Genomic DNA, 25785 nt, shown 5'->3' on the forward strand with positions numbered 1-25785 from the left:
TACTTCCGTCATGGCACTTCTCCTCCATTCTACCGGAGCAGATTAGATCGACTCCGCGGGGATGGAGAGCCGTCCACGACATCACTAGCAGACGGCTCGCTCCGATCGTCATTGAACTCCACCGAACGATGGTGCACTAACCTCGGTAACTGGAGGCCAATCTCTTGAACCATCAATCGCTTTCTAATTTCATCTGGTCTGTCGCAGACCTTCTGCGCGGCGACTACAAGCAGTCTGAATATGGGCGCGTCATCCTGCCTTTCACAGTCCTGCGCCGCCTTGATTGCGTACTGGCCCCTACCAAGGAAGACGTGCTGAAAGAGGCCGCGGCAGGCCGCCCCGATCCCTTCCTGATCCGTGCAGCACAGCATCAGTTCTTCAACCGCAGCCCGCTCGACCTGGCCAAGCTGGTGGGCGATCAGGATAACATCGGCACCAACCTCCTGTCCTACATCCAAGGCTTCTCGCCCGAGGTGCGCGACATCTTCGAACAGTTCGAGTTTGCCGCCCAAATCGACCGCCTTGCCAAGAACGGCCTGCTCTATCAGGTCACCGAACGCTTTGCCGGCATCGACCTCCACCCCGCCCGCGTCGACAACGGCCAGATGGGCCTCGCCTTCGAAGAGTTGATCCGCAAATTCGCTGAAATCAGCAATGAAACCGCCGGTGAACACTTCACCCCGCGCGAGGTGATCCGCCTCATGGTCAACCTCCTCTTCGTCGAGGATGACGAAGTGCTGACCAAGCCCAGCGTCGTGCGCTCAATCTATGACCCCACGGCGGGCACCGGCGGCATGCTCTCCATCGCCGAGGAATATCTGCGCGAACACAACCCCACTGCGCAACTCACAATGTGGGGACAGGAACTCAACCCTGAGTCCTATGCCATCTGCAAGGCCGACATGCTCATCAAGGGGCAGGACATCACCAAGATCGTGCAGGGCAATACTTTGTCCGACGATGGCCACCCCGCCGCCCGGTTTGACTACATGCTCTCCAACCCGCCCTTTGGCGTGGAATGGAAGAAGGTGCAGAAGGAAGTGCAGGACGAGCACCAGCGCCAAGGCCACAATGGCCGCTTTGGCCCCGGCCTGCCGCGCGTGTCGGATGGCTCGCTGCTGTTCCTCATGCATCTGCTGTCCAAAATGCGCCCATGGACGGAAGGCGGCTGCCGCTTTGGCATCGTGCTTAACGGCTCGCCGCTCTTCACCGGCGGCGCGGGCAGCGGCGAGAGCGAGATCCGCCGCTATGTGCTGGAAAACGACCTGCTTGAAGCCATCGTCGCGCTGCCTACCGACATGTTCTACAACACCGGCATCGCCACCTATGTCTGGATCCTGTCGAACAAGAAACCACCGGAGCGCAGCGGCAAGGTGCAATTGATCGACGCCAGCAGCTTTTGGCAGAAGATGCGCAAATCCCTCGGCTCCAAGCGCAAGGAGATGGGCGAGGCGCATATCGAGGACGTTACCCGCCTGTTCGGCCGCTTTGTCGAGGCTGAGCTGGCGACCGTGCTGGACGCCTCTGGCAAGGAAGTGTCGCGCCAGATCGTGGTTTCGGGCGATGCCGCGCCTGATGCGCCACAGGGGGGCAAGGTGAAGCTCGCGCCCCTCTCGCGCATCTTTCCGACGCAGGCCTTTGGCTATCGCACCATCACTGTCGAGCGCCCCCTGCGCGACGAGGCGGGCAAGCCGGTGCTGGGCCAGAAGGGCAAGGCCAAGGGCAAGATGCAGCCCGACAGCGCCCTGCGCGATACCGAGAACGTGCCGCTGGCCGAGGATGTCGAGGCCTATTTCAACCGCGAGGTTAAACCCCACGCGCCCGACGCGTGGATCGACCATGACAAGACCAAGGTGGGTTACGAGATCCCCTTCAACCGGCATTTCTATGTCTTTGAACCGCCCCGTCCGCTGGCCGAGATTGATGCCGAGCTGGCCGGTGTCACCGCGCGCATTCAGGCCATGCTGGCGGAGTTGGCCGCGTGAGCTTTCCCCCTTATGCCGAGTATAAGGACAGCGGCGTGGCATGGCTGGGCGCGGTGCCGGGGCATTGGGAGGTGATGCGCTTCAAGAACTCTATTGCCGATTGCCGCAATGGAATTTGGGGTGATGAAGCAATTGGTGATGAGAACGACATCATTTGCATTCGCGTCGCTGATTTCCATAGGGATGCCGGTTTGGTTGACATTTCTGATCCGACTTTTCGCAACGTTCGAGAACAGGATCGTCAAAGCAGATTGGTTGTCGACGGCGATCTACTGCTCGAAAAGTCGGGCGGCGGTGAGAAGCAGTTGGTGGGCGCGGTCGTAAGATACACCCATCCCGATCCAGCTATTTGTTCAAATTTCGTGGCACGTATGCGCCTTGCTGAAGGCATGTCATCATCGTTTTGGACCTATGCTCATGCAGCTGCTTATGCGGTTCGGCTGAACTATCAGTCGATCAAGCAAACGTCTGGCATTCAAAATCTAGATCAGACGCAGTATTTTGATGAACTGGCCGCATTCCCCCCTCTCGCCGAGCAGGAGGCGATTGCGGGGTTTTTGGATCGGGAGGTGGGCAAGATTGATAGCTTGGTGACCGAGCAGGAGCGCTTGATCGCGCTGCTGAAGGAAAAGCGCCAAGCGGTCATCTCCCACGCCGTCACCAAAGGCCTCAACCCCACCGCCCCCCTGAAAGACAGCGGCATCGAATGGCTCGGCCAAATCCCCGCCCATTGGGAGGTGGTTCGCCTTGGCAACCTCTATCAAGAGGCCGTGCGCACAGGCTCGGATGAGTTGCCGATCCTCAGTGTCTCGATCCATCGCGGCGTGTCCGACTACGAAATCCCCGATGAGGATATGGAACGCAACGTTGCCCGCAGCGAAGATCGCTCCAAGTACAAAAGGGTTCAGCCAAACGACCTTGTCTACAACATGATGCGCGCATGGCAGGGCGGCTTTGGAACGGTGCAAACGCATGGGCAAGTCAGCCCCGCCTATGTCGTCGCGCAGCCGACCCGTACCTTGCGGTCGGAGTATATCGAGGCCTTGTTGCGAACGCCTTGCGCGGTAGAGGAGATGCGCCGCCATTCCCGAGGCGTAACTGATTTCCGCCTTCGGCTCTATTGGGACGAGTTCAAAGACATCAAGGTGGCGTTGCCTCCGTCTGACGAAATTGACGCCATACTTGCGGCAGGTGCGGCGATCGTCGAACAGTTCACGGCACTGGAAGCGACATCCCAATCCGCCATCACCCTCTTGGCCGAACGCCGCGCCGCGCTGATCTCGGCGGCCGTCACCGGCAAAATCGATGTCCGCACCGTCGCCACACAATCCGCCGAAATGGAAACCGCATGACCCGCGCCACTGGCCGCAGCCTTGAACTGTATTACATCGACGGCCGCCCCGATGGCATGCTGACCGCCGAGATGTTCAACTGGACGGGGCATGTTCTTATGACCCCGCGCACCCAGATCGCCACCGCGCTGGCGCGGCCAGAAGCGAGCTATGCCGGGATCTACCTCTTGCTGGGCGAGCAGGACGGCGAACCGCTGGCCTATATTGGCGAGGGTGAGGACATTTCAGCCCGCATCCGTAGCCATGACGTGAAAAAGGACTGGTGGACAAGCGCCATCCTGATCACCGCCGCCGCCAACAAGCTGAACAAGGCCCATGTGCGCTATCTGGAAGCCCGCCTGATCGCCGAGGCCAAGAGCATCGGCCGCATGCCGCTGGAAAACAGCGTTGCCCCCAGCCTTCCCGGCTTGAGTGAGGCGGATCAGGGCAAGATGGAAGCCTTCCTCGAAAACCTGCTGGTGGTGCTGCCAGCCGTGCGGGTGGACATGTTCATCCAGCGGGCAAGGTCGGTGCCCAAGCCTGCTTTGGAGGCGCCAGTAGGGCCGCTGGCAGAGCCTGAGGCGCGGTTTGTGCTGGAAGCGAAGCGGGCTGGGCTGATCGCCCATGCCACGCTGCAAGGGGGCGAGTTTATCGTCGAAAGAGGCTCTATGGCGCGGTTGAACTGGGAAAGCGCGTGGGTGACGGGCTATGCCCAACTGCACGCCGAGTTGAAGCGCAGCGGTGTGATGGACGAAGCAGAGGGGCGTTGCGTCTTTGCCCAGAGTTATGCCTTCCAAAGCCCCAGCGCAGCGGCAGCAGTCATAGTGGGGCGTCCAGCCAACGGCACTACAGAATGGAAGCACGAGGCCAGCGGCATGACCTATCGTGACTGGGAAGCCAGCCGCATTGAAGCCGCGCAGATGGAGGAGCATCTGGCGCCTGCCTAGGTGCCGCAAATGCATTGAGTTCACCGAATGTCGAGAGGAATCTGTGTGGACAACGCTGATCCAGCCAACTCCGCTGCATATTGGGCAGTTATCGAACATCATCGGACGTGGATTGCCGGTGATGGCATACACTTTTTGCAGATCCACCGAGATCATGGCGGAACTATGCCGCTTAACATCGCGCAGAGAATTGCAAATGATTACGGCGTAATCCGCACAATTGGCTCTCATATGTCGGGCAATGACAAGCAGGCGCTCCCAAACCTCTTGAATCGGATTTCGCAGGCAGAGTGGCCAGATTGCCTTATTAAAAGAGCTGAAGTTTGCCTAAAAATTGCAAAAGAACATCGCGAGGTGCGCAAGGAGGAAGTTAATAAAAAGTCCCACGCGCCAGTGTCAGGTGTCACAAAAATCATGTGGTTCATCCGACCAAAAGGCTGGACGATGTTTGACCGTTTTGCGCGCATAGGCCTTATAGGCGGTCAGAATTCAGCCATGGCCTTTTACAAGCAATTGTCAAATAGCGGGTTCCTTGATTTGGCGTACGAAATAAATAACCTTTGCAGGTTTCATGGATTTAATGATCTTTGGGGCGAAAGAATAATAGATAAATTCCTCTTGGCGCGCGGTTCTTGGCCAAGTCGAGTGAATGGTTTCGACGGGGGACTTGCCGAAGCGAAGGTGGTGGGGAATTGGTATTTACACATGCAACACCCTGACGTCGAAAAGCGCCTTGTGTCGCTCGCAGCCGACGTTGCTCAAATTCTAAACGACACTTCACTGCCCATGAATTCTACCGATTTGAAATGAAGGCAATACGATGAGCCTGCACAAGGAAATCAGCTTCGAGGACGAGATCTGCGCCGATCTGGCGGCGGCTGGCTGGCTCTACGAAGTCGGCGCGGCGGCGCGTTATGACCGGGCCAGGGCGATCTTCGCGGAAGACCTGCAAAGCTGGCTGGAGGCGAGCCAGCCGCAGGTGTGGGAGGCTTTGAGCAAGGTCCATGGCCAAGCTGCGCTGGACGTCTTGAGCGACCGCATCCGCAAGTCGCTACAGGACCGTGGCACACTCGATGTGCTGCGCTATGGCGTCGAACTGATCGGGGTGAAGGGGCTAGTCAGCCTTGCGCAGTTTGCGCCAGCATCTGGCATGAACCCAGACATCGTCGCGCGCTATCAGGCCAACCGCCTGCGGGTCATGCGGCAGGTGCGCTATTCCAAGGCGAACGAGAACTGCATCGATCTCGTGCTGTTCCTGAATGGCCTGCCGGTTGCCACGGCGGAGTTGAAGACCAATTTTACCCAGACCGTGGGTGACGCCATCGACCAGTACAAGTTCGACCGCGCCCCCAAGGGCGAACCGCTGCTCAGCTTTGCCACTGGCGCTTTGGTCCATTTCGCCGTCAGCAACCGCGACGTGATGATGACCACCAAGCTGGAGGGCGGCGCAACGCGGTTCCTGCCGTTCAACCGGGGCAACAATGGCGGCGCGGGCAACCCGACGGACGGCACCGGCCACCCCACCGCTTATCTGTGGCAGGAGATCTGGCAGCGCGACAGTTGGCTCGAAATCCTTGGTCGTTACATGATCGCAAAGCGCGACAAGAAGAAGCAGATCAGCGGCATCATCTTCCCGCGCTATCACCAGTTGGACGGCACGCGCCGTTTGCGCGCCCAGATCCGTGCAGAAGGCGCTGGCGGCCGCTTTCTCATCCAGCACAGCGCGGGTTCGGGCAAGACCAACTCCATCGCGTGGACGGCCCACTTCCTCGCCGATTTGCATGATGGGGCCGACGCCAAAATTTTCTCGAGCGTGATCGTTGTGTCCGACCGCAACGTGATCGACGCCCAGTTGCAGGAAGCCTTGTTCGAGTTCGAGCGCACCAAGGGCGTGGTGGCCACCGTCACCAGCGACAGCGGCAGCAAGAGCGCTGCGCTGGCCGATGCGCTGGATAGCGGCAAGAAGATCATCGTCTGCACCATGCAGACTTTCCCCTTCGCCTTGGAAGCTGTGCGCGAACGCGCAGCAACCGACGGCAAGAAGTTCGCCGTCATCGCCGACGAAGCCCATAGCAGCCAGGCCGGTGAAACCGCCGCCAAGCTGAAGGCCGTGCTAACGCCTGAGGAGATCGAGGAAATCACCGACGGCGGCGAAATCAGCAGCGAGGACCTGCTGGCCGCCCAGATGGCAGCCCGCGCAGCCAAGGATGGCGTGACCTACGTCGCCTTCACCGCGACGCCAAAGACCAAGACGATGGAATTGTTCGGGCGTCGCCCCAATACCGACATGGCCGCCAGCGAGACTAACAAGCCTGCGCCCTTCCATGTCTACTCCATGCGGCAGGCCATCGAGGAGGGCTTCATCCTCGACGTCCTGAAGAACTACACACCCTACAAGCTCGCGTTCAAGCTGGCCAACGGCGGCGAGGAATGGGACGAGCGCGAAGTCGAGAAAAGTGCTGCCATGAAGGGCATCATGCGCTGGGTGCGCCTGCATCCCTACAACATTGCGCAGAAGGTACAGATCGTCGTCGAGCATTTCCGCGAGAACGTTGGCCCACTGTTGGGCGGCAAGGCCAAGGCGATGGTCGTGTTGGCCAGCCGCATTGAGGCCGTCCGCTGGCAGTTGGCCATCGACAGCTACATCAAGTCGCAAGGCTACCGCATGGCTACGCTGGTGGCTTTTTCCGGCGACGTGAATGACCCAGAAGGCGATGGAGAACCGCTGACTGAGACCAGCTCCAAGCTGAACCCCACGCTAAAGGGCCGTGACATTCGCGAGGCGTTCACCGATGAAGATGCCAAGATCCTGCTCGTGGCCAACAAGTTCCAGACGGGTTTTGATCAGCCGCTGTTGTGCGGCATGTATGTCGACCGGCGGCTGGCGGGTATTCAGGCGGTGCAGACCCTGTCGCGCCTGAACCGCGCCCACCCCGGCAAAGACACGACCTATGTCCTCGATTTCGTCAACAGCTCAGACGAGGTGCTGGAGGCTTTCCGCACCTACTACGACACCGCCGAGATTGCAGCCGCCACCGATCCCAATCTCATCTTCGACCTGCGCGCAAAACTCGACGCCTCTGGCCATTATGACAACCATGAGGTCGAGCGGCTGGTTCGGGTTGAACTCGACCCGCAGGCTACGCAGGGGCGGTTGATCGCCGCACTGGAACCTGTCGCGCAGCGTCTGCTGATCCAATACAAGGAGGCCTTCGCCCGCAGACAAGCGGCGCAGGCCCAGAAGGATCAGAAGGCCGCTGACGAAGCCAAGGATGAGGTCAATGTCCTGATCCTGTTCAAGAGCGACATGCAGAGTTTTGTCAGCCTCTACACCTTCCTGTCCCAGATATTCGACTATGGCAGCAGCGATGTCGAAAAGCGCTTCCTGTTCTACAAGCGCCTGATCCCGCTTCTGGAGTTTGGTCGGGAGCGTGAAGGGGTGGACCTCTCGGTTGTGAAACTGACTCACCATACTTTGAAAGACCTCGGCAAACGCAACATCAGCGTGGCAGGCGGAGATAAGCCGCAGTTGGCACCCATCACGGGGGTCGGCACGGGTGGCATACAAGACAAGCAGAAGGCTTTGCTGGCGGAAATCATCGCCAAGGTAAACGACCTGTTCGAGGGTGACCTGACCGATGATGACCAACTGATCTATGTGAACAATGTCATCAAAGGAAAGCTGCTCGAGTCCGAAACGCTGCGGGTGCAGGCTCAAAACAATTCAAAGGCCCAGTTTGCCGCCTCGCCCGCTTTGGCGAACGAGATCATGAACGCCATCATGGATGCGCTGACGGCCCACGAGACGATGAGCACCCAGGCGCTCAATAGCCCCCAGGTCCGTGAAGGACTAAAAGACATTCTGCTCGGGCCAGGGCAGTTATATGAGGCGTTGCGTAATGACACGACAGTCTGATGATGAGATTGTACCCGATCCGCTTGAGGCATTGATCCACCCAGCCAAGCCCTTACCAGAGACTCCGCTGATTGATTTGGTTCAGGCTTTAAGCTGGGTCACTTTTGGCAGCAATTTGTCTCACTCCGACATTTGTGATTTTGTTCTGAAAGACAAATCGCAATCAGGCGTTTCCAATGAGGAGAGGCTGAGCGCTTTTTTCAAGGCGGACATCGATGACGACAGCAATAAGCGCCCAGCTCATGTGGATGAATTGGCCAAACAGATATCGACCAATTGGCAGGATGTGTTGGAGGCTGTCCAAGCCGGGCGGATTGAGTTGCGAGGCCAGTATAGTGCCACATTTGATGCCGACGATGCATGCCTTGAACTTCCAACCGTCTTAACCCCAGATCAGCTTGCCACCTACTGTCAACTTGATGTGGCGGCAAACGCTCTGCGTCGCCACGTGGCCGGAACACCTGTGATTTTGCTTCCAGATGATCCTCTGGCATTTTCCAGGGAAGCAGTCGCGATTGATGGTCGTGACCTGCGCATGGCTGATGGATTTTTTATGATAAAAACTGAACGCCTGACGTTCATTAAAGAATTTTCTCCAAAACTCGGCCGCATTGGCGCCAAATTCAGAGGCGATGTTGATGCTGAATGTTTGGCCTGGCTGGAAACACAGATAAGGAATGATCCGAAAAACCTGAAAACCAAGGCGCAATTCTGTTGTGAAGCGTTGGAAAAATTTACCTGGCGACTGTCTGAGACGGCCTTCAATCGTCGGGTTTGGCCCGTTGCCGCATCACAGTTTGGCCGTAATCTCGCTGGTCGAAAGCGAAATCAAGACCGGTAAATCATGACTCCCACATAATCGCGACTCCTATTTTCAGCGTTCCCCAGTGTGCAAATCGGCCTCGTTCAATACTGAATGAGGCCGAACATGACGGACCATATCGATCCCCTCGCCTATTCCATCCGCGACGCATGCCTCGCCACCGGCTTGGGCAGAACCTACATCTACGAACTCATCAAACAAAAGAAGCTGCAAACCCGCAAGCTGGGCAAGCGCACGCTGATCCCGGCGGAAAGCCTGCGCCGTCTGATCGCAGGGGAGGATTGATCCCCATGCACCAGACAAACAAAACCCCGGCTGGCATTGCAGGCCAGACCAGGGCTTCGAGCGATAGCATTGCGGGCGTGTCGCATGTTTCCTTTAGCTTGGAAGCCCATCGGGCGCAATTTCTCATGCTGGCCTGTGCCGTGCGTCCAGAGATTGCCACCATGTTGGCCGCCGCTGTTTTCGGAGGTGGCCATGGCTGATTGGCTTGATGATGAATTGGCGCAGGCCGCCTGCGCTATTCGCCAGCCGCATCTTGACCGGCTGCGCGCCTTGGGCGTTCCGGCCAGCGCGATGCAGGCAAATTATCCCGCCTTTGGCGCGATGAGGGTGCAACCCCGATCTGGCGCGCTTTATGAGCCTTGTGAGGCGGGCAGGCCCGCGCTGATCGTGCCGGTGTGCGTTCCTATTCATGGCACCGGCCTGTTTGGCCAACCCATCACGCTATGGAAGCCGTTGGACCTCATCGCCTTTCGCGCTGATCATCCGGCAAGCTGGCGGTGGCGCATCGGCCAAGGCTGGGCTTTGGGCGCCGATGGGTTGGAGCATTGGGAAGGTCAGCCGATCCGCGCGGTGGCAACCCCGCTGGATTGGTTGCGCGCTGGGGGCGATGCCTTTTGCTTGCTGGATTGGGCCGATGACAGCCCGGCATGGCCGCTGCTGCGCTGCGTGGCGCACATTGTCGCCAGCGATGACCTGTTGGCGCAAAAGCTGGCCAAGGCCATTGACCGCAACGCGGCGCGCCCGCGCATCACGGTGGAGGCGCTGCGCCATGCCGCGTAACCTTGCCGATCTGGGCGGCAGCGATAATTTCGCCGCATGGCCCGACCCTGCCCCGCTGCTTGATGAATTGCCGCCGGTGCTTGCCTTTGCGCCTGCGCTCTTGCCCGGCCAGTTGCGCGATTGGGTGGTGGACATTGCCGAAAGGATGAATTGCCCGCTCGATCTGGTGGGCATTCCCGCGATGGTGGCCGCCGCCGGCCTGCTGGGGCGCCGCATCGGCATTCGCCCGCAACAGCGCACCACTTGGCTGGAGGTGTGCAACCTGTGGGGTGTGGTGGTGGCATCGCCGGGGCAATTGAAAAGCCCGGCGGCGGCGGAAGCCTTGGCCCCGATCAAGCGGCTGGAGGCGATAGCGGCCAAGGCCCATGGCGAGGCGATGGAGCGTCATGCGGTGGCCTGCGACCTGCACAAGCTGGTGTCCCGTGAAGCGGAAGGCGAGGCCAAGAAGCGCCTGAAAGAGGGCAACCAAGTCGCCGCCCTTGCCGCACTGGAAAATGCGCAAGCACCTGAACCACCCATCGCCCGCCGCTATCTGACCAATGATGCCACGGTGGAAAAGCTGGGCGAGATTTGCCGCGATAATCCCTTTGGCCTGATGGTTCACCGCGATGAGTTGCTGACCCTGTTTGTTGATCTGGACCACCCGGACAAGGCCACCGCGCGGGGATTTTTCCTGACCGGGTGGGGCGGACAGGACAGCTACACCTTTGACCGCATCGGGCGCGGGACGGTGCGCATCCCGGCGGTGAATTTCTCGCTGTTCGGCACAACGCAGCCCGCTAGGCTGGCGGGATATTTGCGCGAAAGCCTGCGCCGCATGGATGACGGCATGGCGCAGCGGCTCCAGCTTTTGGCATGGCCCGACTTGTCACCCCATTTTCAGGAGGTGGACCGCTATCCTGACCAAGCGGCGCGCGAGACTGCCTTTGCCTGTTTCGAGGAATTGGCCCGGCTGAACGTGAATGAGATAGGGGCGCAGCGCGATGAGTATAGCGGCGATGGTGCCGTGCCATATCTGCATTTCACCCCCGATGCCCAAGCGCTATTCAGCCAATGGTGGGCGGGGCTGGAGGCCAAGGTTCGCGGCGGGCAATTGCCGCCCGCCTTGTGCGCCCATCTGTCGAAATACCGGGGGCTGATCCCCCGGCTGGCCTTGATCTGTCATCTGGCCGGTGATGGGCTGGGGCCAGTCTCTCTGGAGGCCACGGCCCAAGCCTTGCAATGGGCCGACTATCTGGAGAGCCACGCGCGGCGGGCTTATGCCAGCCTTGCGCTGACCAACGCCGAGGCCGCACGCGCGATCTGGCGCCATATTGCCAAGGGCGATTTGGCCGATGGTTTCACCCTGCGCGATATTCGCCGCAAGGGCTGGGCCGGGCTGGGCAACAATGCACTGATCGAGGGCGGGCTGGAAAGGTTGGCCGATGCCGATTGGCTTGGCGCCGATGATGCCCCGGCCCAGCGCCAAGGCGGCAGGCCATCGCTGCGCTATCGCATCAACCCCAAGGCGTTGCAGCGGTGCCGCCCATGAAAGGGAGCCGACAAAACTGACGGAACTCCCTCACCTGCCGGTTTCGTCGGTTTTGTCAGTGACCCTTGGGGGCATTTTCAGATTTCAAACAGGCCAAAGGATATTGCTATGCCCAGAGGCAAGAAGGCTAAGCCCGAACCGAATGAGCCACGCAATGATGCCATGAGCGTGGCCAAGCAAAAGGATGAGAAGGACAGCATTGCGATTGCCAAGACAATGCTGGGGCTGCGCGATTATGCCGATGCCTTTCGCGATGTGGGCGACAAGGCCGCCGAGGGCGATCTGGAAATGGCCAGCCGGATGCTGACGTCACAGGCTTTGACGCTCGATTCCATCTTTGCCGAAACCGCGCGGCGCATGGCGCAAAACATGGGGGAGCATTTACCCGTCATGGAAATCTATGCCCGCATCGCCATGAAGGCGCAGACCAACAGTCGCGCCACGCTGGAGGCTTTGGCCAAGCTGCACCAACCGCGTGAACAGACCGTGCGCCACGTTCACGTGAATGAGGGCGGGCAGGCGGTGATTGCCGATCATTTCCACCGCCACGCAGGCCAGCCGACCGGGGAAGCAGAAAATGGACCATCAAGCGAACAACCCCATGCACCCGATAGAACCAGTGGAGGCGCGGCTGGCCAAGGCGCCGCGTTGCCAAGCCCGGACGCGGGCGGGAACGGCTTGCCAATCGCCAGCGGTGAAGCGCGCGCAACGGTGCCGGATGCACGGCGGGGGCAAGAATAACCAAGGCCGGGGCAGCGGCGCCCCTGCTGGCAATCACAACGACTTGAAGCACGGCGCAAGGTCTGCGGACACGCGGCGCATTCAGGCGATGATCCGCCAATGTGCTAAGATCATGGGGGATGATCTGGACCTGCCTTGATGCTGATTTGACCACCCTCGTTCGCCTGCAACCGGAGGTTTTGGGGGCATGATTGGGGGTATCACCCAGAAATCCTCCACCAAATATGACAGAAATCCGCCATTTCTAGCCCACTTTTCGATCCCCTCATCCGCACCATTTTCCTCCTTTCAAATCGCGGAAACCCCAGCGCTAAAACGAGGGGTAGTTGTCGGCCATGTCATTATGCGCCAGCGGCGGAATGTGATTCGACCGGAACCGGACATATTTGATCCATCGGCTGCAGCAGCTCTGGATATACTTTTCAAAAGAAGAGAGACAATCTGAGCAATGATCACCCGTGTGCGAAAGGGTACGATATTCTTCGCCATCAATGAATTGCCAGCCTTCGGGAAGGCCGTCTTCGTACAGATCATAAAAATGGTTATAGTTTGCGCGGCAATATACTGTCTTTCCACAAAAATCGCAGACACAAAACACCAAGACGCGCCTGACCATAGATTGCTCCATCCGTATATATCATGGAAATCGTCCCTCCCGATTCGTGAAAATCTTAATATGCACTCACCAGCCTGGTAAATACTTAGTCGATGAAATGAGTGCGCATATCCTTACCCATGATAATTCATTTTTTTGCTGTTAACCTTGACAGTCAACCGATCGCCAATACCCGAGCACCGCCGAACGCATGGCAAAAGGCCCGCCCCGCGTGATGCGGGACGGGCCTTTGTCCTAAACCGAAGCCGTCAGATCAGAAGTTGATCGCAGCATCGATGCCGAAGGTGCGCGGCGCGTTGAAGTTGCCGTAGTCACCCAGGATGTTGTTGACGCTGCCCGTGGTGGTGCTGGTGGTAGGCGCACCGGGCAGGCTGTTCGAGGGGTCGCGGCGGAACACATACTGCGTGTTGAACATGTTGCGCGACCACAGCGTGACCGTCAGCTTCTGGCCGGAGTCGCTGACCGGGATATCGGCCAGAGCGACGCGACCGTTGAACACCAGCGAGGCGTCATTGTGGGTCGCGAACTGGTCGAAGGCCTGCGTCGACTGCGAGTAGTTCGCGTCGATATGCAGCTTGGCCAGAGCGCCCGCGCCGCCCAGCGGAACTTCATAGTCAGCCGAGGCCGAAGCCGCGTTGCGGGGCGTATAGACGATGTAGAACTTCTGATACACGCCGGTTTCCGGGATATAGATCTTCGGAATGTCGGTGTAGGTATAGGCATAAGAAGCGTTCAGCGTCAGGCCGGGCGCCACGCGGGCGGTGATGTCGGCTTCGATACCGCGGATCTTGGTGATGCCGGGCGCGTTCAGCGTCTTGAGGATATTGATGTTGGTGGGTGTCGCCGTCGAGCTGTCGGTCTGGATCGAGCTGACGTCAACCTGGCTGTTCTTGCGGTCCATGATGTAACCGGCCAGGTTCACGCGAACCTTGCGGTCGAACAGGTCGGTCTTGAGACCCAGTTCATAGGCGGTCACGTCTTCCGGGTTGAACGGCAGATAGTTGGCGGTACGCGACGAGGCGCCGCCGGCGCGATAGCCGGTCGAGAACTTGGCATAGGCGTGAGCGTTCGAGGTCACGTCCCAGGCCAGCGTCGCCATCGGGTTGAAACGGTTCCAGCTCTTGTTGAGCGGGGTATAGCCGTTGTTGTTGGCGACCGTGGTGTTCACATCATAGTTCACGTTGCGGAACATGTGCAGCACGCCGGTCTTCTTGTCGTTGGTGTAACGACCACCGACCGTCAGATGCAGCGCATCGGTAAGATGATAGGTGCCCTGACCATAGACGGCATAGGACTTCGACCAGACTTCCGAAGCGCGGTCGATCGAGGCGAAGGGGTTGGTGAACACGTTCGAGTTCACGGTGTAGCCGGTCACAGCGCCCGAGCTGTCCGTGGTCCAGGTGTTCGAGTTAGGCGTGGCGGCATTGTCGCTCACATGCTCGTTGAAGTAGAACAGGCCGCCGACATAGTCGAGCTTACCAATGCTGCCCACAGCCTGGAATTCCTGGCTGAACTGGGCCTGCCACAGATTGGCGAGGCTGTAGCGGCTGAAACCGCCGTTGGCGGTGTAAACCGGAACGCGGTGGGCGCCGCCCGAGTTGTCCCACTGGGTCGCCGTCACCTGACGCCATGCGGTGATCGAGCGGATTTCCAGATCCGGCGAGACCTTCCACTTGAGCGAGTTGGTGTAGCCGCGCGTGGTGTCGACCGAGGCCTGCTGCGGCACGCCGATGTCGGCGGTGCTCATGCGGCTGGAACCGTTGATGGTGATGAGGCTGGGCAGAGACTTCACCGTACCGGTGAGGCCGGTATAGTTGGTGCCCGGCAGCGAGCAGGCGGGAACCGCCGACTGAAGACCGGCAACGCATCCGTTCGGGTTATAGTTCAGCAGCTGGCTGTAGAACGGGGTGTTCTTGTCCTGGCTGACGTCGAACGAGAAATCGTTGGTGATGTTGGCGGCGGGCTTCCAACGCACAGCGGCGCGCAGGCCCTTGCGGTCATAATAGCCCCAGCCCAGCTGACCCGGCATCGGGTTCTTGGTGATGGGCTCCTGATACTGCATCACGCCATCGAGCTTGACCGAGAAATTGTGGAATTCGGGCAGGTCGAGGTGGAGTTCGGCATTGTGCGAACCATAGTTGCCGATGCCGCCCTGAATGCGACCGCCGAACTTGCCCGAGGGAGCCTTGGCCACGATCGAAAGCGCGCCGCCTTCGGTGTTACGGCCAAACAGCGTACCCTGCGGACCCTTGAGGACTTCGATGCGCTCCAGATCGAACAGCGCGGCGTTCACGCCATGCTGACGGCCCAGATACACGCCGTCGATATAGATGCCGACGCCCTGTTCACGGGCGGGCTGGTTGGCGTCCAGCGGAACGATGCCGCGGATACCGATGGTCAGCGCCGAAACGCGCGCTTCAAACGGAGCCACGCGCAGCGAAGGCACCGCGCCGTCGCCCAGGTCGAACAGGCTCTGGACGTGACGCTTCTTGATTTCCTCGGCATTCACCACGCTGATCGAGATCGGCGTCTTTTGCAGGTTGGTTTCGCGCTTGGTCGCGGTCACCACGATGTCGGTCAGGCCCGAGGTGTCACCCGTGGGCGGGGCGGCGTCCTCGGCGGCGAAAGCCGGAGCGGACAACGCAAGCAGGCTCGCCGCAGCGAGGAAACGAGAAGCAGAGAACATATAACCCCCATCAAAGGCATGGCCAGCGGGAGGAAAGGGAGAGGAATTCCCATCCGGCCATTTGGTATTAAGGTGCAGACTGAGGCCGCCAATAGGTTGAGGGGGTTGCACTTTTTTGACGGGATTATGACACATCCATGACAAGGCCGAGTGATGCCCAAATGACACACAGCGCCCCGGCAAAGGGTGGCGAATCGGCGGAAATGCGCGACTTTCAAGGCGCCGCACCGGCACCGCCATGCCGATTTTCGCCCCGCTTCTTCACCTTTGGCGCGGAAAAATGACGATGGGTTAATCGCGAAAATTCCCCGCTCCACCCCTGTTTTGGCAATTTTTCGCCCCGGTTTCGCAGGCTTGGCGGAATGAAAAGGTGGCGGCGCCCAAAGCCTGAATCGGTATTAACCACCGGATGTAACCAAATACGGCAAATTCTATCTTCAATCCCTGCGTGCTATATATGTCAGGCTCGGGAACCAAGCGCCGATTCCCGGGTAGTGCGGATCAAATGGTCCACGGGGGAGGATAGCCATGCGCCGCCTTGCTTGTGTTGCAACTTCCGGGCTTGCCGCGCTGCTCGCATTCGGGTGGGCGCCCTTGTGCGCCCAAGCGGGCATATTGCACCAGGCTCTGCGCGGCGCGCATCTCTCTACCGATATTGTCAGCGAATCGGCCATGACCGCGCTGGCGCACAATGGCACCGAAACGCCGCTCAACCGGCGGATGGATGTGGCGGTCATCACGCTGGAGCGCCCTGTGCTGCACCCCACACTACAGGGGCGCGCGCTGTTGGGGCTGGATTTTCAGCATGCCGGGATCAAGGTGATCGACGCCAATGACTGGGCGGACAATCCGCAGGACCATTTCAGCCTGTCTCTGACGCGTGAGATCTTTGTGGGCGCGCATCTGGCCTATCCGCTGGCGCTGGCGGCCTTGCCGATGGGCACGCGGCTGTTTGCGGGCGCGGGGGCCTTGCGCACGCAATTGTATGACCGCGCCGTGATCGGCCCTGCCCTGCGCAACCGCGACCGGATGATGGAGGGATGGCGCCTGTCGGCAGGGGCCGATGCGCCGATGGGGCCGGGCCATCTGCGGCTGGAATATCGCCTTTCGCGCAGCAGCGACACCGCGCCGGGAGAAGTCGCCGCGCTGGCTGGCAGCGCGCGCGACCGTCTTATGCTCAGTTACAGCGCCAATTTTTAGGCGACCATTTCTAGGCCACTTGCGCGCTGCTCTGCCGGATCGCGTTTTCGATGCCCGCCGGGATGGCCGGATCGTCGATGGTTGGCGGACAGGTCCATGCCTCGCCATTGGCGATCTTGCGCAGCAGATTGCGCAGGATCTTGCCCGAACGCGTCTTGGGCAGCGCCCCCACCACATAGGCGGTCTTGAGCGCGGCCACGGCGCCCAACTCGCCCCGCACCCCCGCAATCACCCGCGCGGGCAGGCTGGCGTCGGCATCAAACCCGGCGCGCGGCACGACAAAGGCGATCGGCACCATGCCCTTGATCGCATCATCCGCCCCGATCACCGCGCATTCGGCCACGCCGTCCTGCGCGGCCACGATCTGCTCCATCTGCCCGGTGGACAGACGATGGCCCGCAACATTGATGATGTCGTCGGTGCGGCCCATGATATGAACGAAGCCATCGGCGTCGATATAGCCCGCATCGCCCGTTTCATACCATCCGGGGAAAGCGGCAAAGTTCTTTTCCCAGCCCGCCTTGTTGTTCCACAATGTGCGGAAGGCGCCCGGCGGCAAAGGCTCGCGCACGGCGACAAAGCCCGACTGATCGCGGCCCAGTTCCTTGCCATCGTCGCCCAGAATCGCAAATTCATAGCCCGGCACCGGAAAGCCCGCGCTGCCCGCGCGCCGCCGCGTGTCGCCAAGGGCATGGCAGGTCGCCACCCCCGGCCAGCCCAGTTCGGTCTGCCACCAATGGTCGATCACCGGCAGGGCGGAATGTTCCTCAAGCCAATGGATCGTATCGGGATCGGCCCGCTCGCCCGCCAGAAACACCGCCTGCAAAGGCCCGATGCCGATCTCGCGCAGGAAGGAGGCCGAGGGGTCCTCCTTGCGGATGGCGCGGATCGCGGTGGGGGCGGTGAAGAAAATCTTGACCCCGTGGCGCTGGATCGTGCGCCAGAAGGTGCCGGCGTCGGGCGTGCCCACCGGCTTGCCCTCGAACAGGACCGTCGTGGCCCCGACCAGCAGCGGCGCATAGACGATATAGGAATGGCCCACGACCCAGCCCACATCGCTGGCCGCCCAGAACACATCGCCCGGCCCCACGCCGTAAATGTTGGCCATGCTCCATGTGAGAGCAACCGCATGGCCGCCATTCTCGCGCACCACGCCCTTGGGGGTGCCGGTGGTGCCGCTGGTATAGAGGATGTAGAGCGGATCATCGGCCGCCATTTCGGCAGGCGGGGGCACGGGATCGGCGGAGGTTTCCCCGATCATCGCGGCCCAGTCGATGTCGCGCGGGGCGATGAGGTCGGCGGCCAGTACATCGCGCTGAAACAGCACCACATGGTCGGGCTGATGGTTTGATGTGCGCAGCGCCTCGTCCACCATCGGCTTATAGGCAATCTTGCGGCTGCCCTCGACGCCCCCGCTGGCGGTCAGGATCAGGCGGGGGGTGGCGTCATCGATGCGCTTGGCCAGTTCATGCGCGGCAAAACCGCCGAACACCACTGAATGCACCGCGCCCAACCGCGCGCAGGCCAGCATGGCGAACATCGTCTGGGGGATCATCGGCATATAGAGGATCACGCGATCCCCGCGCTCCACCCCAAGGCGGGCCAGCATCGCGGCCACGCGGCCCACTTCATCGGCCAGACGGGCATAGCTGTAGGTTTCAACCGTATCGGTGACCGGGCTGTCATAGATGATGGCGGCGGCATCACCGCGCCCGGCGGCAACATGGCGGTCAATCGCGTTGACGGCCGTGTTCAAGGATCCGTCAGGAAACCAGCCGCGCGCATCGTCCCATGCGCGCGACGGCTCCTTGCTCCATTCAACAGCCCCGGCAGCGCGGCTCCAGAAAGCTTCGCGGTTTTCGATGCTTTCTTGCCAGGCTGAAGTATAAAGCTCGCTCATGGCCATCCTCATGTTTATGAATTCTGGCCATGACTATCGCCTTATCGGATGGTTTTCGATAGAACGACCAAAGTCGGATCGCCTTCGAAAGCCTCGGGGGTAAAGCCCTTGTCGCGCTCGACCTCGATGGCGGCATGGTTGTCGCGGCTCTCGATCGAGATCACGCGGCGCACGCCCCGGCGCTCGGCTTCGCGCGCCAGCAGGTCGAGCAAAGCCCAGCCCACGCCGCGCCCGCGATAATCGGCATGGACCGAAACCGCCACTTCGCCCGTGTCGAGCTGGTTGTCGCAGGCCAGCAGGCCCGAACCGACCAGTTCGCCCGTGGTGTGTTCAAAGGCGATATAGCTTTCGCTGCGGAAATGATCGGCGTGAATCAAGGGGTCGAGCTGATCATGGCTGACATGCTCACCAGCCGCGAAGAAGCGGAAGCGACGGTCCTGTTCGGACACCGCGTCGAAAAAGGCCGAAAGCGCGGCTTCATCGGCCTCGGTGGCGGGGCGCACGTCCAGCACCACGCCATCGCGGGTGGTGAGCTGGTGGCTGATGGCGGCATCGGTGGTCATGGCAAGTCTCCTTGAGAGGCAGGATGGACGCGCCTTTGGGCGCAAAAGCAAAGTCGCGCCTTGATTTGGGCCAAATAGGCCAGATCAGGACGCGACTTTCAAGGGAGTAAGACCTAAGTATTATTCATCGATGATGCGGCGGAAAGTCTCGGGCAGGAAGAACAGGCCAAAGAAGAAGGTGGCCGCCGCCACGATCACCGGATACCAGAAGCCATAGTAGATATCCCCATTGGCCGCGACCATGGCAAAGCCGATGGCAGGCAGCAGACCGCCCAGCCAGCCATTGCCGATATGATAGGGCAGCGACATGGACGAGTAGCGGATCCGGCTGGGGAAGAGTTCGACCAGCATGGCCGCGATCGGGCCATAGACCATGGTGACCAGCAGGACGAGATAGAACAGGATCGCCACCACCTTGGGCTTGTCGATCTGGTCCGGGTCGGCCTTGGTGGGATAGCCCACCTTGGTCAGTTCACCCACAACCGCAGGCTTGGCTTCGACCGCAGGCTTGCCGCCCTCGGCCGCCTTGGCGGGCGTTGCCGGTTTGCCGACCAGCGCGGTGGTGAAGTCGGCAATCGCCTTCTTCTTGTCCTCGCCCGAAATCTGGGCAGGATCGGGGGCGATGATGGTCTTGCCGCCAATCGAAACGCTGGCCACCGAACCCGAAGGCGCGGCCACGTTTTCGTAATTGATCGCCGCCTTGGCCAGAGCGTTCTTCACGATATCGCAGCTGGTGGCGTCAAACTTGTTGGCGCCCACAGGGTCGAATTGCGAGGAACATTCGCCCGGATAGGCCATGACCTTGACCGGGGCATTGGCCTGCGCATGGGCCAGAGCCGGATTGGCCGCCTCGGTCAGCGCATGGAACACGGGGAACATGGTGAGAGCGGCCAGCGCGCAGCCGGTCAGGATGATGGGCTTGCGGCCGATCTTGTCCGAAAGCATGCCGAAGATCAGGAAGAAAGGCGTGGCCAGCAACAGCGCGGTAATGATCAGCGTGTTGGCGGTCAGGCCGTCAACCTTGAGCATTTTTTCAAGGAAATACATCGCATAGAGCTGGCCCGTGTACCAGACGACAGCCTGACCCGCGATGGCGCCGAAGAAAGCGATCAGCACGATCTTGAGGTTCGACCACTTGCCGAATGCGTCCTTGAGCGGAGCCTTCGAGCCGCTGCCTTCCGACTTGATCTTCTGGAACACCGGGCTTTCATGCAGCTTCAGGCGCAGCCACAGGCCCAGCACCAGGAACAGGCCCGAGATCAGATAGGGAATGCGCCAGCCCCATTGCTTGAAGGCTTCCTCGCCCACGCCCGTCACAGGCGAGCGCACGGTGATGACGATCAGCAGCGCCATGGCAAGACCGGCAGTGGCCGTGATCTGGATCCAGCTCGTGTAAAGCCCGCGCTTTCCGGCAGGCGCATGTTCGGCAACATAGGTGGCCGCGCCCCCATATTCGCCGCCCAGCGCCAGCCCCTGAAACATGCGCAGCACCACCAGCATGATGGGCGCCGCCACGCCAACCTGCTTATAGGTGGGCAGACAGCCGACGAGGAAGGTCGACAGGCCCATCACCGTGAGCGTGATGATGAAAGTATAGCGGCGCCCGAACAGATCGCCGATATGGCCAAACACCAGCGCCCCGAACGGGCGCACGATAAAGCCTGCCGCGAACACCAGCAGCGCCATGATAAAGGACGTGGTCTGATTGAGGCCGGTCAGGAACTGGGCCGCGATGATCGCGGTCAGCAGGCCGTAGAGATAGAAATCATACCATTCGAAAACCGTGCCCAGCGAGCTGGCGGTAATCACCAGTTTCTCGTCATGGGTGGCGACATGATGCTTTGGCAGTCTGGCTAGATCCTCTGCCGTTTCATGCAATACAGACATGACAGGCGCTCCCGTTATGGGTCTTTTGACCCGTTATGATTTGATTAGATCAGAAATTATAGCGTGCGGCAAACTCGAGCCGGTCAATGTTGCCTTTCTGGCCATTGACCAGTTCGCGCTGGCCGTGGCGATATTCGATGCCAAGGTCGATGGCCTTGACCGGCGAATAGAACAGGTTGACCGCGCCCGACCACGCCTTCTTGTTATAGGCGGCAATCGCGGTGGGGCTGAGCGAACCGTCATAGTCGGCGCTCTGCATCGACCCGATGACATTGACGCGCAGGGTGGGCGTGATGGCGATGCGCGCGGCGGCCAGCGCGGCAAACACCCGGACATCGGCCAGGCTGTTGGTGGCCGCGACATAGACCGCATCGGGGGCAAAATTCAGGCCCACATAGCGCCCGATGTTCTGGCCATAGGTGGCCGAGAAACGCAGGTCGCTGGTGCGCTTTTCATTGAGAAAGATCTTGCCCGCAACCGATCCGCCAAAGCCCGCGCGGGTGATCCCCGCCCCGGCGGCCTCGGTGCGCACCTGACGGCCCAGCGCGGCAAAGCTGATCTCGCCACGCCGCGTCATGTAATTCAGGCGGGCGGAAAAATCGGGCAGATGGTCAGTGCCGTTTTCCACCAGCGCGGCAGACCCTGCATTGGCCGTCGCGCTCTCGGGGTTTTCAACCGAAACGTGCAGCGTGGCCGCCTTGGAGAGCGGGGTGGAATAGCGCACCAGAGGCTGGCGCACGAAAACGGTGCCTTCGGTCGCGCCCACGAAATCGGTCGATTCGGGCAGGACGGCGGTGTTCTGGAACGTGGTCCAGTCCTGACCAAAGGTCCATTTGTCGAGCTGCACAAAGGCGCGGCGCAACGCCAGCGTATAGCCATTGGTGGTGCGCTGGCTGCCGCCGCCGGTCACATTGGCGGCTGCGCTGGCCGTGGTCTGGAAATCGGTTTCCAGATAGCCGCGCACCGTATGACCCGCCACCGTCGTGTCGAGGTTGAGCCAGATCCGCGTCTGCTTGGCCGAAAAATCGGTGTCGGTGCTCGACCGGCTGGTGGGTGTCACCACCGGGATCGCCTGAGGCAGATAGAAGTCGCGGCCCAGCGTGTTGGTGGCCACGGTGCCGCCGTCGAAATGGCTGTAATCGGCGTTGAACTTCAGGAAGCCGCCGATACGGATGTTCGTTGCGCCAACCCGCATCCCCTCGGGGGTCGGCTTCTTTTCCACCGCGGCCACGCGCTCACCGGTGGCCTTGGCCTCCTGCGCGGCGCTCTGGGCCACCTGCGTGGCGGTGTTGGCCTGGGTGGCCACGGCCTGGACGGCCTCGCCCTGCTGCTGGCGGGTGGCGGCGGCATCGGCCCGCAACTGGCTCACCTCGGCCTCCAGCTTTTCCAGCCGGGCCAGCAGGGCAGCCTCACGCGCGCTCAGCGCAGGGGCCGCCTTGGCCATCGCACCCACCGGCGCCGCCAGCGCGGACGCGCCCAGCAGAACCGCCATCGCGCGCGCCTTTCCCGAAAAAAGCGTCATCAATCCTCTCCATCCTTTTGGCCGTCCCTTCTTGCGGGGGACAGTCCGATCCGTGATGGAAAGATCACTCGTAACAGCCGTTACGATCTATCCCGACCAAGGTTTATTTGCCGACCTTGCATGTACGACCTTGGTAAGGGCTACGACTTGGACCATATTGGCCTAGTATTGTTCCAAAGAATGGGCTGCGCGAGGGGCTCCCTCACGTTACGTCCATCGGAACGAATTTTGAGAGGAGTGCTGAAACGTGGGCGAAGCCATCTATCCCGTCCCCGCCGAATGGGCCGAAAATGCCCTGATCGACGACGCGCGCTATACCGCCATGTATCAGCAGTCGGTGAGCGATCCCGACGCTTTCTGGGCGACCGAAGCGCAGCGCATCGACTGGATCAAGCCGTTCACCAAGGTCAAGAACACATCCTATCACGCGGGCGATTTCGGCATCCGCTGGTTCGAGGACGGCACGCTCAACCTGTCGGCCAATGCGCTGGATCGCCATCTGGCCACGCGCGGCGACCAGATCGCCATCCTGTGGGAACCCGACAGCCCGGATGAGGCCGAACGCCGCATCACCTATCGCGAGCTGCACGAAATGGTGTGCCGCTTTGCCAATGTCCTGAAGGATCAGGGCGTGGCGCGCGGCGACCGGGTGACGATCTACCTGCCCATGGTGCCCGAAGCGGCGGTGGCGATGCTGGCCTGCGCCCGTGTCGGCGCGATCCATTCCATCGTGTTTGCAGGCTTCAGCCCCGAGGCGCTGGCCGGCCGCGTCGAGGATTGCGGCAGCCGCATCGTCATCACGGCGGATGAAGGTCTGCGCGGGGGCAAGAAGGTTCCGCTCAAGAAAAACGTCGATGCCGCCGCCGCCCATGCGCCGGGCATTGAAAAGGTGATCGTGCTCAAGCGCACCGGGGGCGATGTGCCCATGGTGGCGGGCCGCGACATCGACTGGCACACGGCCTGCGCCGCCGCCTCGCCGGAAAACACCCCTGAGGAAATGAACGCCGAAGACCCGCTGTTCATCCTCTACACCTCCGGCTCCACCGGCAAGCCCAAGGGTGTGCTGCACACCACCGGCGGCTATTCGGTGTGGGTTTCGGCCACGCATCAATATGTCTTCGATTATCGCCCCGGCCAGATCTACTGGTGCGCGGCGGACGTGGGCTGGGTGACGGGCCATTCGTACCTGATCTATGGCCCGCTGCTCAACGGCGGCACCACGCTGATGTTCGAAGGCGTGCCCAATTATCCCGATCCCAGCCGCTTCTGGCAGGTGGTGGACAAGTATGAGGTCGAGATCTTCTACGGCGCCCCCACGGCCCTGCGCGCCCTGATGCGCGAAGGCGACGAATGGGTGAAGAAGACCAGCCGCCAGTCGCTGCGCGTCCTTGGCTCGGTGGGCGAACCGATCAACCCCGAAGCGTGGGAATGGTATCACAAGGTCGTGGGCGAAGGCCGCTGCCCCATCGTGGACACCTGGTGGCAGACCGAGACGGGCGGGACGATGATCACCCCCCTGCCCGGCGCCACGGCTTTGAAGCCCGGCTCGGCCTCGCGCCCCTTCTTTGGCGTGCAGCCGCTGCTGCTCGACAATGACGGCACGATCATGGAAGGTCCCGGCGACGGTTGCCTCGTCATTGCGGACTCATGGCCGGGCCAGATGCGTGGCGTCTGGGGCGATGCGGAACGCTTCTTCCAGACCTATTTCACCACCTTTGCCGGTTATTACTTCACCGGCGACGGCTGCCGCCGCGACGAGGACGGCTATTACTGGATTACCGGCCGTATCGACGACGTCATCAACGTCTCGGGCCACCGTATGGGCACGGCGGAAATCGAATCCGCATTGGTCGCCCATGAGCATGTGGCCGAGGCCGCCGTGGTGGGCATGCCGCATGAGATCAAGGGTCAGGGCATCTATGCCTATGTCACCTGCAACGCGGACGTCGAACCCGACGAGGCGCTGCGCAAGGAGCTGATCGCATGGGTGCGCCGCGAAATCGGCCCCATCGCCACACCCGACGTGATCCAATTCGCTCCCGGCCTGCCCAAGACCCGCTCGGGCAAGATCATGCGCCGCATCCTGCGCAAGATCGCGGAAAATGACGTCGGCAATCTGGGCGACACCAGCACGCTGGCCGATCCTTCCGTGGTCGATCACCTGCTGGCCAACCGCCCGCAACTGGCCAACGCATAAGGCAAGCCGCTGCAATAAGGAACGGGCCGCCAACGAAAGTTGACGGCCCGTTCATTTTTGGTGCGCGCAAACGCCGCAAGGGCTTGCCGCATGGGCCTGCGGGTCTATCATAAGGCGCAGAACCGACAGCCCGGCCTTGGTGGCGAGTCGGCAGCATCATTGCCTGAAAGCCTGCCTCACGTGACCCAGACCGTCCTTATTGCCGATGACCACCCGCTCTTCCGCCAGGCGCTCAGCCTCGCCGTCAATCGGGTCCTGCCGCAGGCGCGCATCGTCGAGGCCGGAACACTGACCGCCGCCGCCCGCGCCGCCGCCGAGGCCGCCGACCTTGCGCTCATCACGCTGGATCTGAAAATGCCCGGTGCGGTGGGCTATTCGGGCATTGCGCTGCTCCACGCCGAAAAGCCCGATGTGCCGATCCTCGTCGTCTCCAGCGCCGAGGGCAGCGCCGCGCCGCAGGAAGCGCGCGCATTTGGCGCCATCGGCTTCCTCTCCAAGGACAGCGACCTGTCCGCCATCGAAGCCGCGATCGCCGACACGCTGGGCGCTGCCGCCCCCGCCGCGCCCGACGTCCATGGTGAACTCGACACCATCCGCCGCGAGGTCGCGGGCCTGACGCCGACGCAGCTCAAAGTGCTGCTGGCCGTGCTCGACGGGCAGTTGAACAAGCAGATCGCCCATAACCTCGGCATCGCGGAGGCCACCGTCAAAGCCCATATGACCGCGATCATGCGCAAGCTCGACGTGCGGAACCGGACCCAGGCGGCGCTGGTGGCGCGGTCTTTGGGGCTGGATTTGAAGGGGTAAGGTTTAAGGGGGTTAGAAGTTGCCTCCGGCGGGCAAAGGGACTCGGTCCCTTTGCAATCCCGTTAATG

Annotated in this window: 20 protein-coding genes; 15 read left to right on the top strand and 5 right to left on the bottom strand. The window is 61.1% G+C overall.

The genetic code is table 11. The annotated features are described in order from the left end of the window. Positions 1–164: 164 nt before the first annotated feature. From BGP00_RS22420 to BGP00_RS25435, 12 genes are all read left to right on the top strand, one after another. Positions 165–1985, top strand: coding sequence for a class I SAM-dependent DNA methyltransferase (locus BGP00_RS22420; RefSeq protein ID WP_292691657.1), 1821 nt, complete (start codon positions 165–167; stop codon positions 1983–1985). Beyond that, the gene (locus BGP00_RS22425; protein WP_292691659.1) at positions 1982–3337 is read left to right on the top strand and encodes a restriction endonuclease subunit S; all 1356 of its coding nucleotides are present in this window, start codon (positions 1982–1984) and stop codon (positions 3335–3337) included. The genes BGP00_RS22420 and BGP00_RS22425 overlap by 4 nt, the downstream gene beginning before the upstream one ends. Further along, entirely contained in the window at positions 3334–4263 is a 930-nt protein-coding gene (locus BGP00_RS22430) for a GIY-YIG nuclease family protein (RefSeq protein WP_292691661.1), read from the top strand. The genes BGP00_RS22425 and BGP00_RS22430 overlap by 4 nt, the downstream gene beginning before the upstream one ends. 45 nt (positions 4264–4308) lie before the next feature. After that, the gene (locus BGP00_RS22435; RefSeq protein ID WP_292691663.1) at positions 4309–5073 is read left to right on the top strand and encodes a hypothetical protein; all 765 of its coding nucleotides are present in this window, start codon (positions 4309–4311) and stop codon (positions 5071–5073) included. Between the two features lie 10 nt (positions 5074–5083). Further along, positions 5084–8179 (top strand): type I restriction endonuclease, encoded by a 3096-nt coding sequence (locus BGP00_RS22440; protein WP_292691665.1) that lies wholly within the window; start codon positions 5084–5086, stop codon positions 8177–8179. Then, positions 8163–9020 (top strand): hypothetical protein, encoded by an 858-nt coding sequence (locus tag BGP00_RS22445; RefSeq protein ID WP_292691667.1) that lies wholly within the window; start codon positions 8163–8165, stop codon positions 9018–9020. Before BGP00_RS22440 ends, BGP00_RS22445 begins: the two co-directional genes overlap by 17 nt. A gap of 87 nt (positions 9021–9107) precedes the next feature. Then, positions 9108–9287, top strand: coding sequence for a helix-turn-helix domain-containing protein (locus BGP00_RS22450; RefSeq protein WP_292691668.1), 180 nt, complete (start codon positions 9108–9110; stop codon positions 9285–9287). Positions 9288–9292: 5 nt separating this feature from the next. Further along, positions 9293–9487, top strand: coding sequence for a hypothetical protein (locus BGP00_RS22455; protein ID WP_292691670.1), 195 nt, complete (start codon positions 9293–9295; stop codon positions 9485–9487). Continuing rightward, positions 9480–10067, top strand: a complete 588-nt coding sequence (locus tag BGP00_RS22460) for a hypothetical protein (protein ID WP_292691672.1) — start codon at positions 9480–9482, stop codon at positions 10065–10067. Before BGP00_RS22455 ends, BGP00_RS22460 begins: the two co-directional genes overlap by 8 nt. After that, positions 10057–11598 (top strand): YfjI family protein, encoded by a 1542-nt coding sequence (locus BGP00_RS22465; protein WP_292691674.1) that lies wholly within the window; start codon positions 10057–10059, stop codon positions 11596–11598. The genes BGP00_RS22460 and BGP00_RS22465 overlap by 11 nt, the downstream gene beginning before the upstream one ends. A 108-nt stretch (positions 11599–11706) precedes the next feature. After that, positions 11707–12339 carry a hypothetical protein gene (locus BGP00_RS22470; protein WP_292691677.1) on the top strand — a complete coding sequence of 211 codons (633 nt, stop codon included), beginning with the start codon at positions 11707–11709 and terminating at the stop codon, positions 12337–12339. Next, positions 12230–12478 (top strand): HGGxSTG domain-containing protein, encoded by a 249-nt coding sequence (locus BGP00_RS25435; protein ID WP_366522346.1) that lies wholly within the window; start codon positions 12230–12232, stop codon positions 12476–12478. The genes BGP00_RS22470 and BGP00_RS25435 overlap by 110 nt, the downstream gene beginning before the upstream one ends. 730 nt (positions 12479–13208) lie before the next feature. Here BGP00_RS25435 and BGP00_RS22475 read toward each other — a convergent pair. Continuing rightward, positions 13209–15641, bottom strand: a complete 2433-nt coding sequence (locus BGP00_RS22475; RefSeq protein WP_292691679.1) for a TonB-dependent receptor — start codon at positions 15639–15641, stop codon at positions 13209–13211. Between the two features lie 615 nt (positions 15642–16256). Between BGP00_RS22475 and BGP00_RS22480 the strand changes: the two genes are divergently transcribed. Next, complete coding sequence (locus BGP00_RS22480) at positions 16257–16841, top strand: hypothetical protein (RefSeq protein ID WP_168602311.1); 585 nt, start codon at positions 16257–16259, stop codon at positions 16839–16841. A gap of 10 nt (positions 16842–16851) precedes the next feature. On the opposite strand, the gene BGP00_RS22485 is transcribed toward BGP00_RS22480, so the two are convergent. The 4 genes from BGP00_RS22485 to BGP00_RS22500 form a co-directional block, all read right to left on the bottom strand. Then, a complete protein-coding gene (locus tag BGP00_RS22485) occupies positions 16852–18741 on the bottom strand; it encodes an AMP-binding protein (RefSeq protein ID WP_292691682.1) in 1890 nt (629 codons plus the stop codon). Between the two features lie 41 nt (positions 18742–18782). After that, positions 18783–19304: a GNAT family N-acetyltransferase gene (locus BGP00_RS22490; RefSeq protein ID WP_292691683.1), complete on the bottom strand. Its 522-nt coding sequence runs from the start codon at positions 19302–19304 to the stop codon at positions 18783–18785. Between the two features lie 120 nt (positions 19305–19424). Beyond that, positions 19425–21191: an MFS transporter gene (locus tag BGP00_RS22495; protein WP_292691684.1), complete on the bottom strand. Its 1767-nt coding sequence runs from the start codon at positions 21189–21191 to the stop codon at positions 19425–19427. Between the two features lie 49 nt (positions 21192–21240). Beyond that, complete coding sequence (locus BGP00_RS22500; RefSeq protein WP_292691686.1) at positions 21241–22713, bottom strand: DcaP family trimeric outer membrane transporter; 1473 nt, start codon at positions 22711–22713, stop codon at positions 21241–21243. Positions 22714–22960: 247 nt separating this feature from the next. Between BGP00_RS22500 and acs the strand changes: the two genes are divergently transcribed. Together acs and BGP00_RS22510 are read left to right on the top strand one after the other, a co-directional pair. Continuing rightward, positions 22961–24910 carry an acetate--CoA ligase gene (gene acs, locus BGP00_RS22505; RefSeq protein WP_292691688.1) on the top strand — a complete coding sequence of 650 codons (1950 nt, stop codon included), beginning with the start codon at positions 22961–22963 and terminating at the stop codon, positions 24908–24910. Positions 24911–25090: 180 nt separating this feature from the next. Beyond that, positions 25091–25717, top strand: coding sequence for a response regulator transcription factor (locus tag BGP00_RS22510; protein ID WP_292691689.1), 627 nt, complete (start codon positions 25091–25093; stop codon positions 25715–25717). Positions 25718–25785 lie beyond the last annotated feature (68 nt).

It is taken from the genome of Novosphingobium sp. 63-713, from assembly GCF_001898925.1.
GTDB lineage: Bacteria > Pseudomonadota > Alphaproteobacteria > Sphingomonadales > Sphingomonadaceae > Novosphingobium.

Excerpts from the sequence above, each read along its gene's own strand:
- BGP00_RS22485 (WP_292691682.1), bottom strand. The coding sequence starts at position 18,741 with ATGAGCGAGCTTTATACTTCAGCCTGGCAAGAAAGCATCGAAAACCGC.
- BGP00_RS22430 (WP_292691661.1), top strand. The coding sequence starts at position 3,334 with ATGACCCGCGCCACTGGCCGCAGCCTTGAACTGTATTACATCGACGGC.
- BGP00_RS22475 (WP_292691679.1), bottom strand. The coding sequence starts at position 15,641 with ATGTTCTCTGCTTCTCGTTTCCTCGCTGCGGCGAGCCTGCTTGCGTTG.
- BGP00_RS22455 (WP_292691670.1), top strand. The coding sequence starts at position 9,293 with ATGCACCAGACAAACAAAACCCCGGCTGGCATTGCAGGCCAGACCAGG.
- BGP00_RS22500 (WP_292691686.1), bottom strand. The coding sequence starts at position 22,713 with ATGACGCTTTTTTCGGGAAAGGCGCGCGCGATGGCGGTTCTGCTGGGC.
- BGP00_RS22445 (WP_292691667.1), top strand. The coding sequence starts at position 8,163 with ATGACACGACAGTCTGATGATGAGATTGTACCCGATCCGCTTGAGGCA.
- BGP00_RS22470 (WP_292691677.1), top strand. The coding sequence starts at position 11,707 with ATGCCCAGAGGCAAGAAGGCTAAGCCCGAACCGAATGAGCCACGCAAT.
- BGP00_RS22440 (WP_292691665.1), top strand. The coding sequence starts at position 5,084 with ATGAGCCTGCACAAGGAAATCAGCTTCGAGGACGAGATCTGCGCCGAT.
- BGP00_RS22465 (WP_292691674.1), top strand. The coding sequence starts at position 10,057 with ATGCCGCGTAACCTTGCCGATCTGGGCGGCAGCGATAATTTCGCCGCA.
- BGP00_RS22460 (WP_292691672.1), top strand. The coding sequence starts at position 9,480 with ATGGCTGATTGGCTTGATGATGAATTGGCGCAGGCCGCCTGCGCTATT.
- BGP00_RS22495 (WP_292691684.1), bottom strand. The coding sequence starts at position 21,191 with ATGTCTGTATTGCATGAAACGGCAGAGGATCTAGCCAGACTGCCAAAG.
- BGP00_RS22450 (WP_292691668.1), top strand. The coding sequence starts at position 9,108 with ATGACGGACCATATCGATCCCCTCGCCTATTCCATCCGCGACGCATGC.
- BGP00_RS22490 (WP_292691683.1), bottom strand. The coding sequence starts at position 19,304 with ATGACCACCGATGCCGCCATCAGCCACCAGCTCACCACCCGCGATGGC.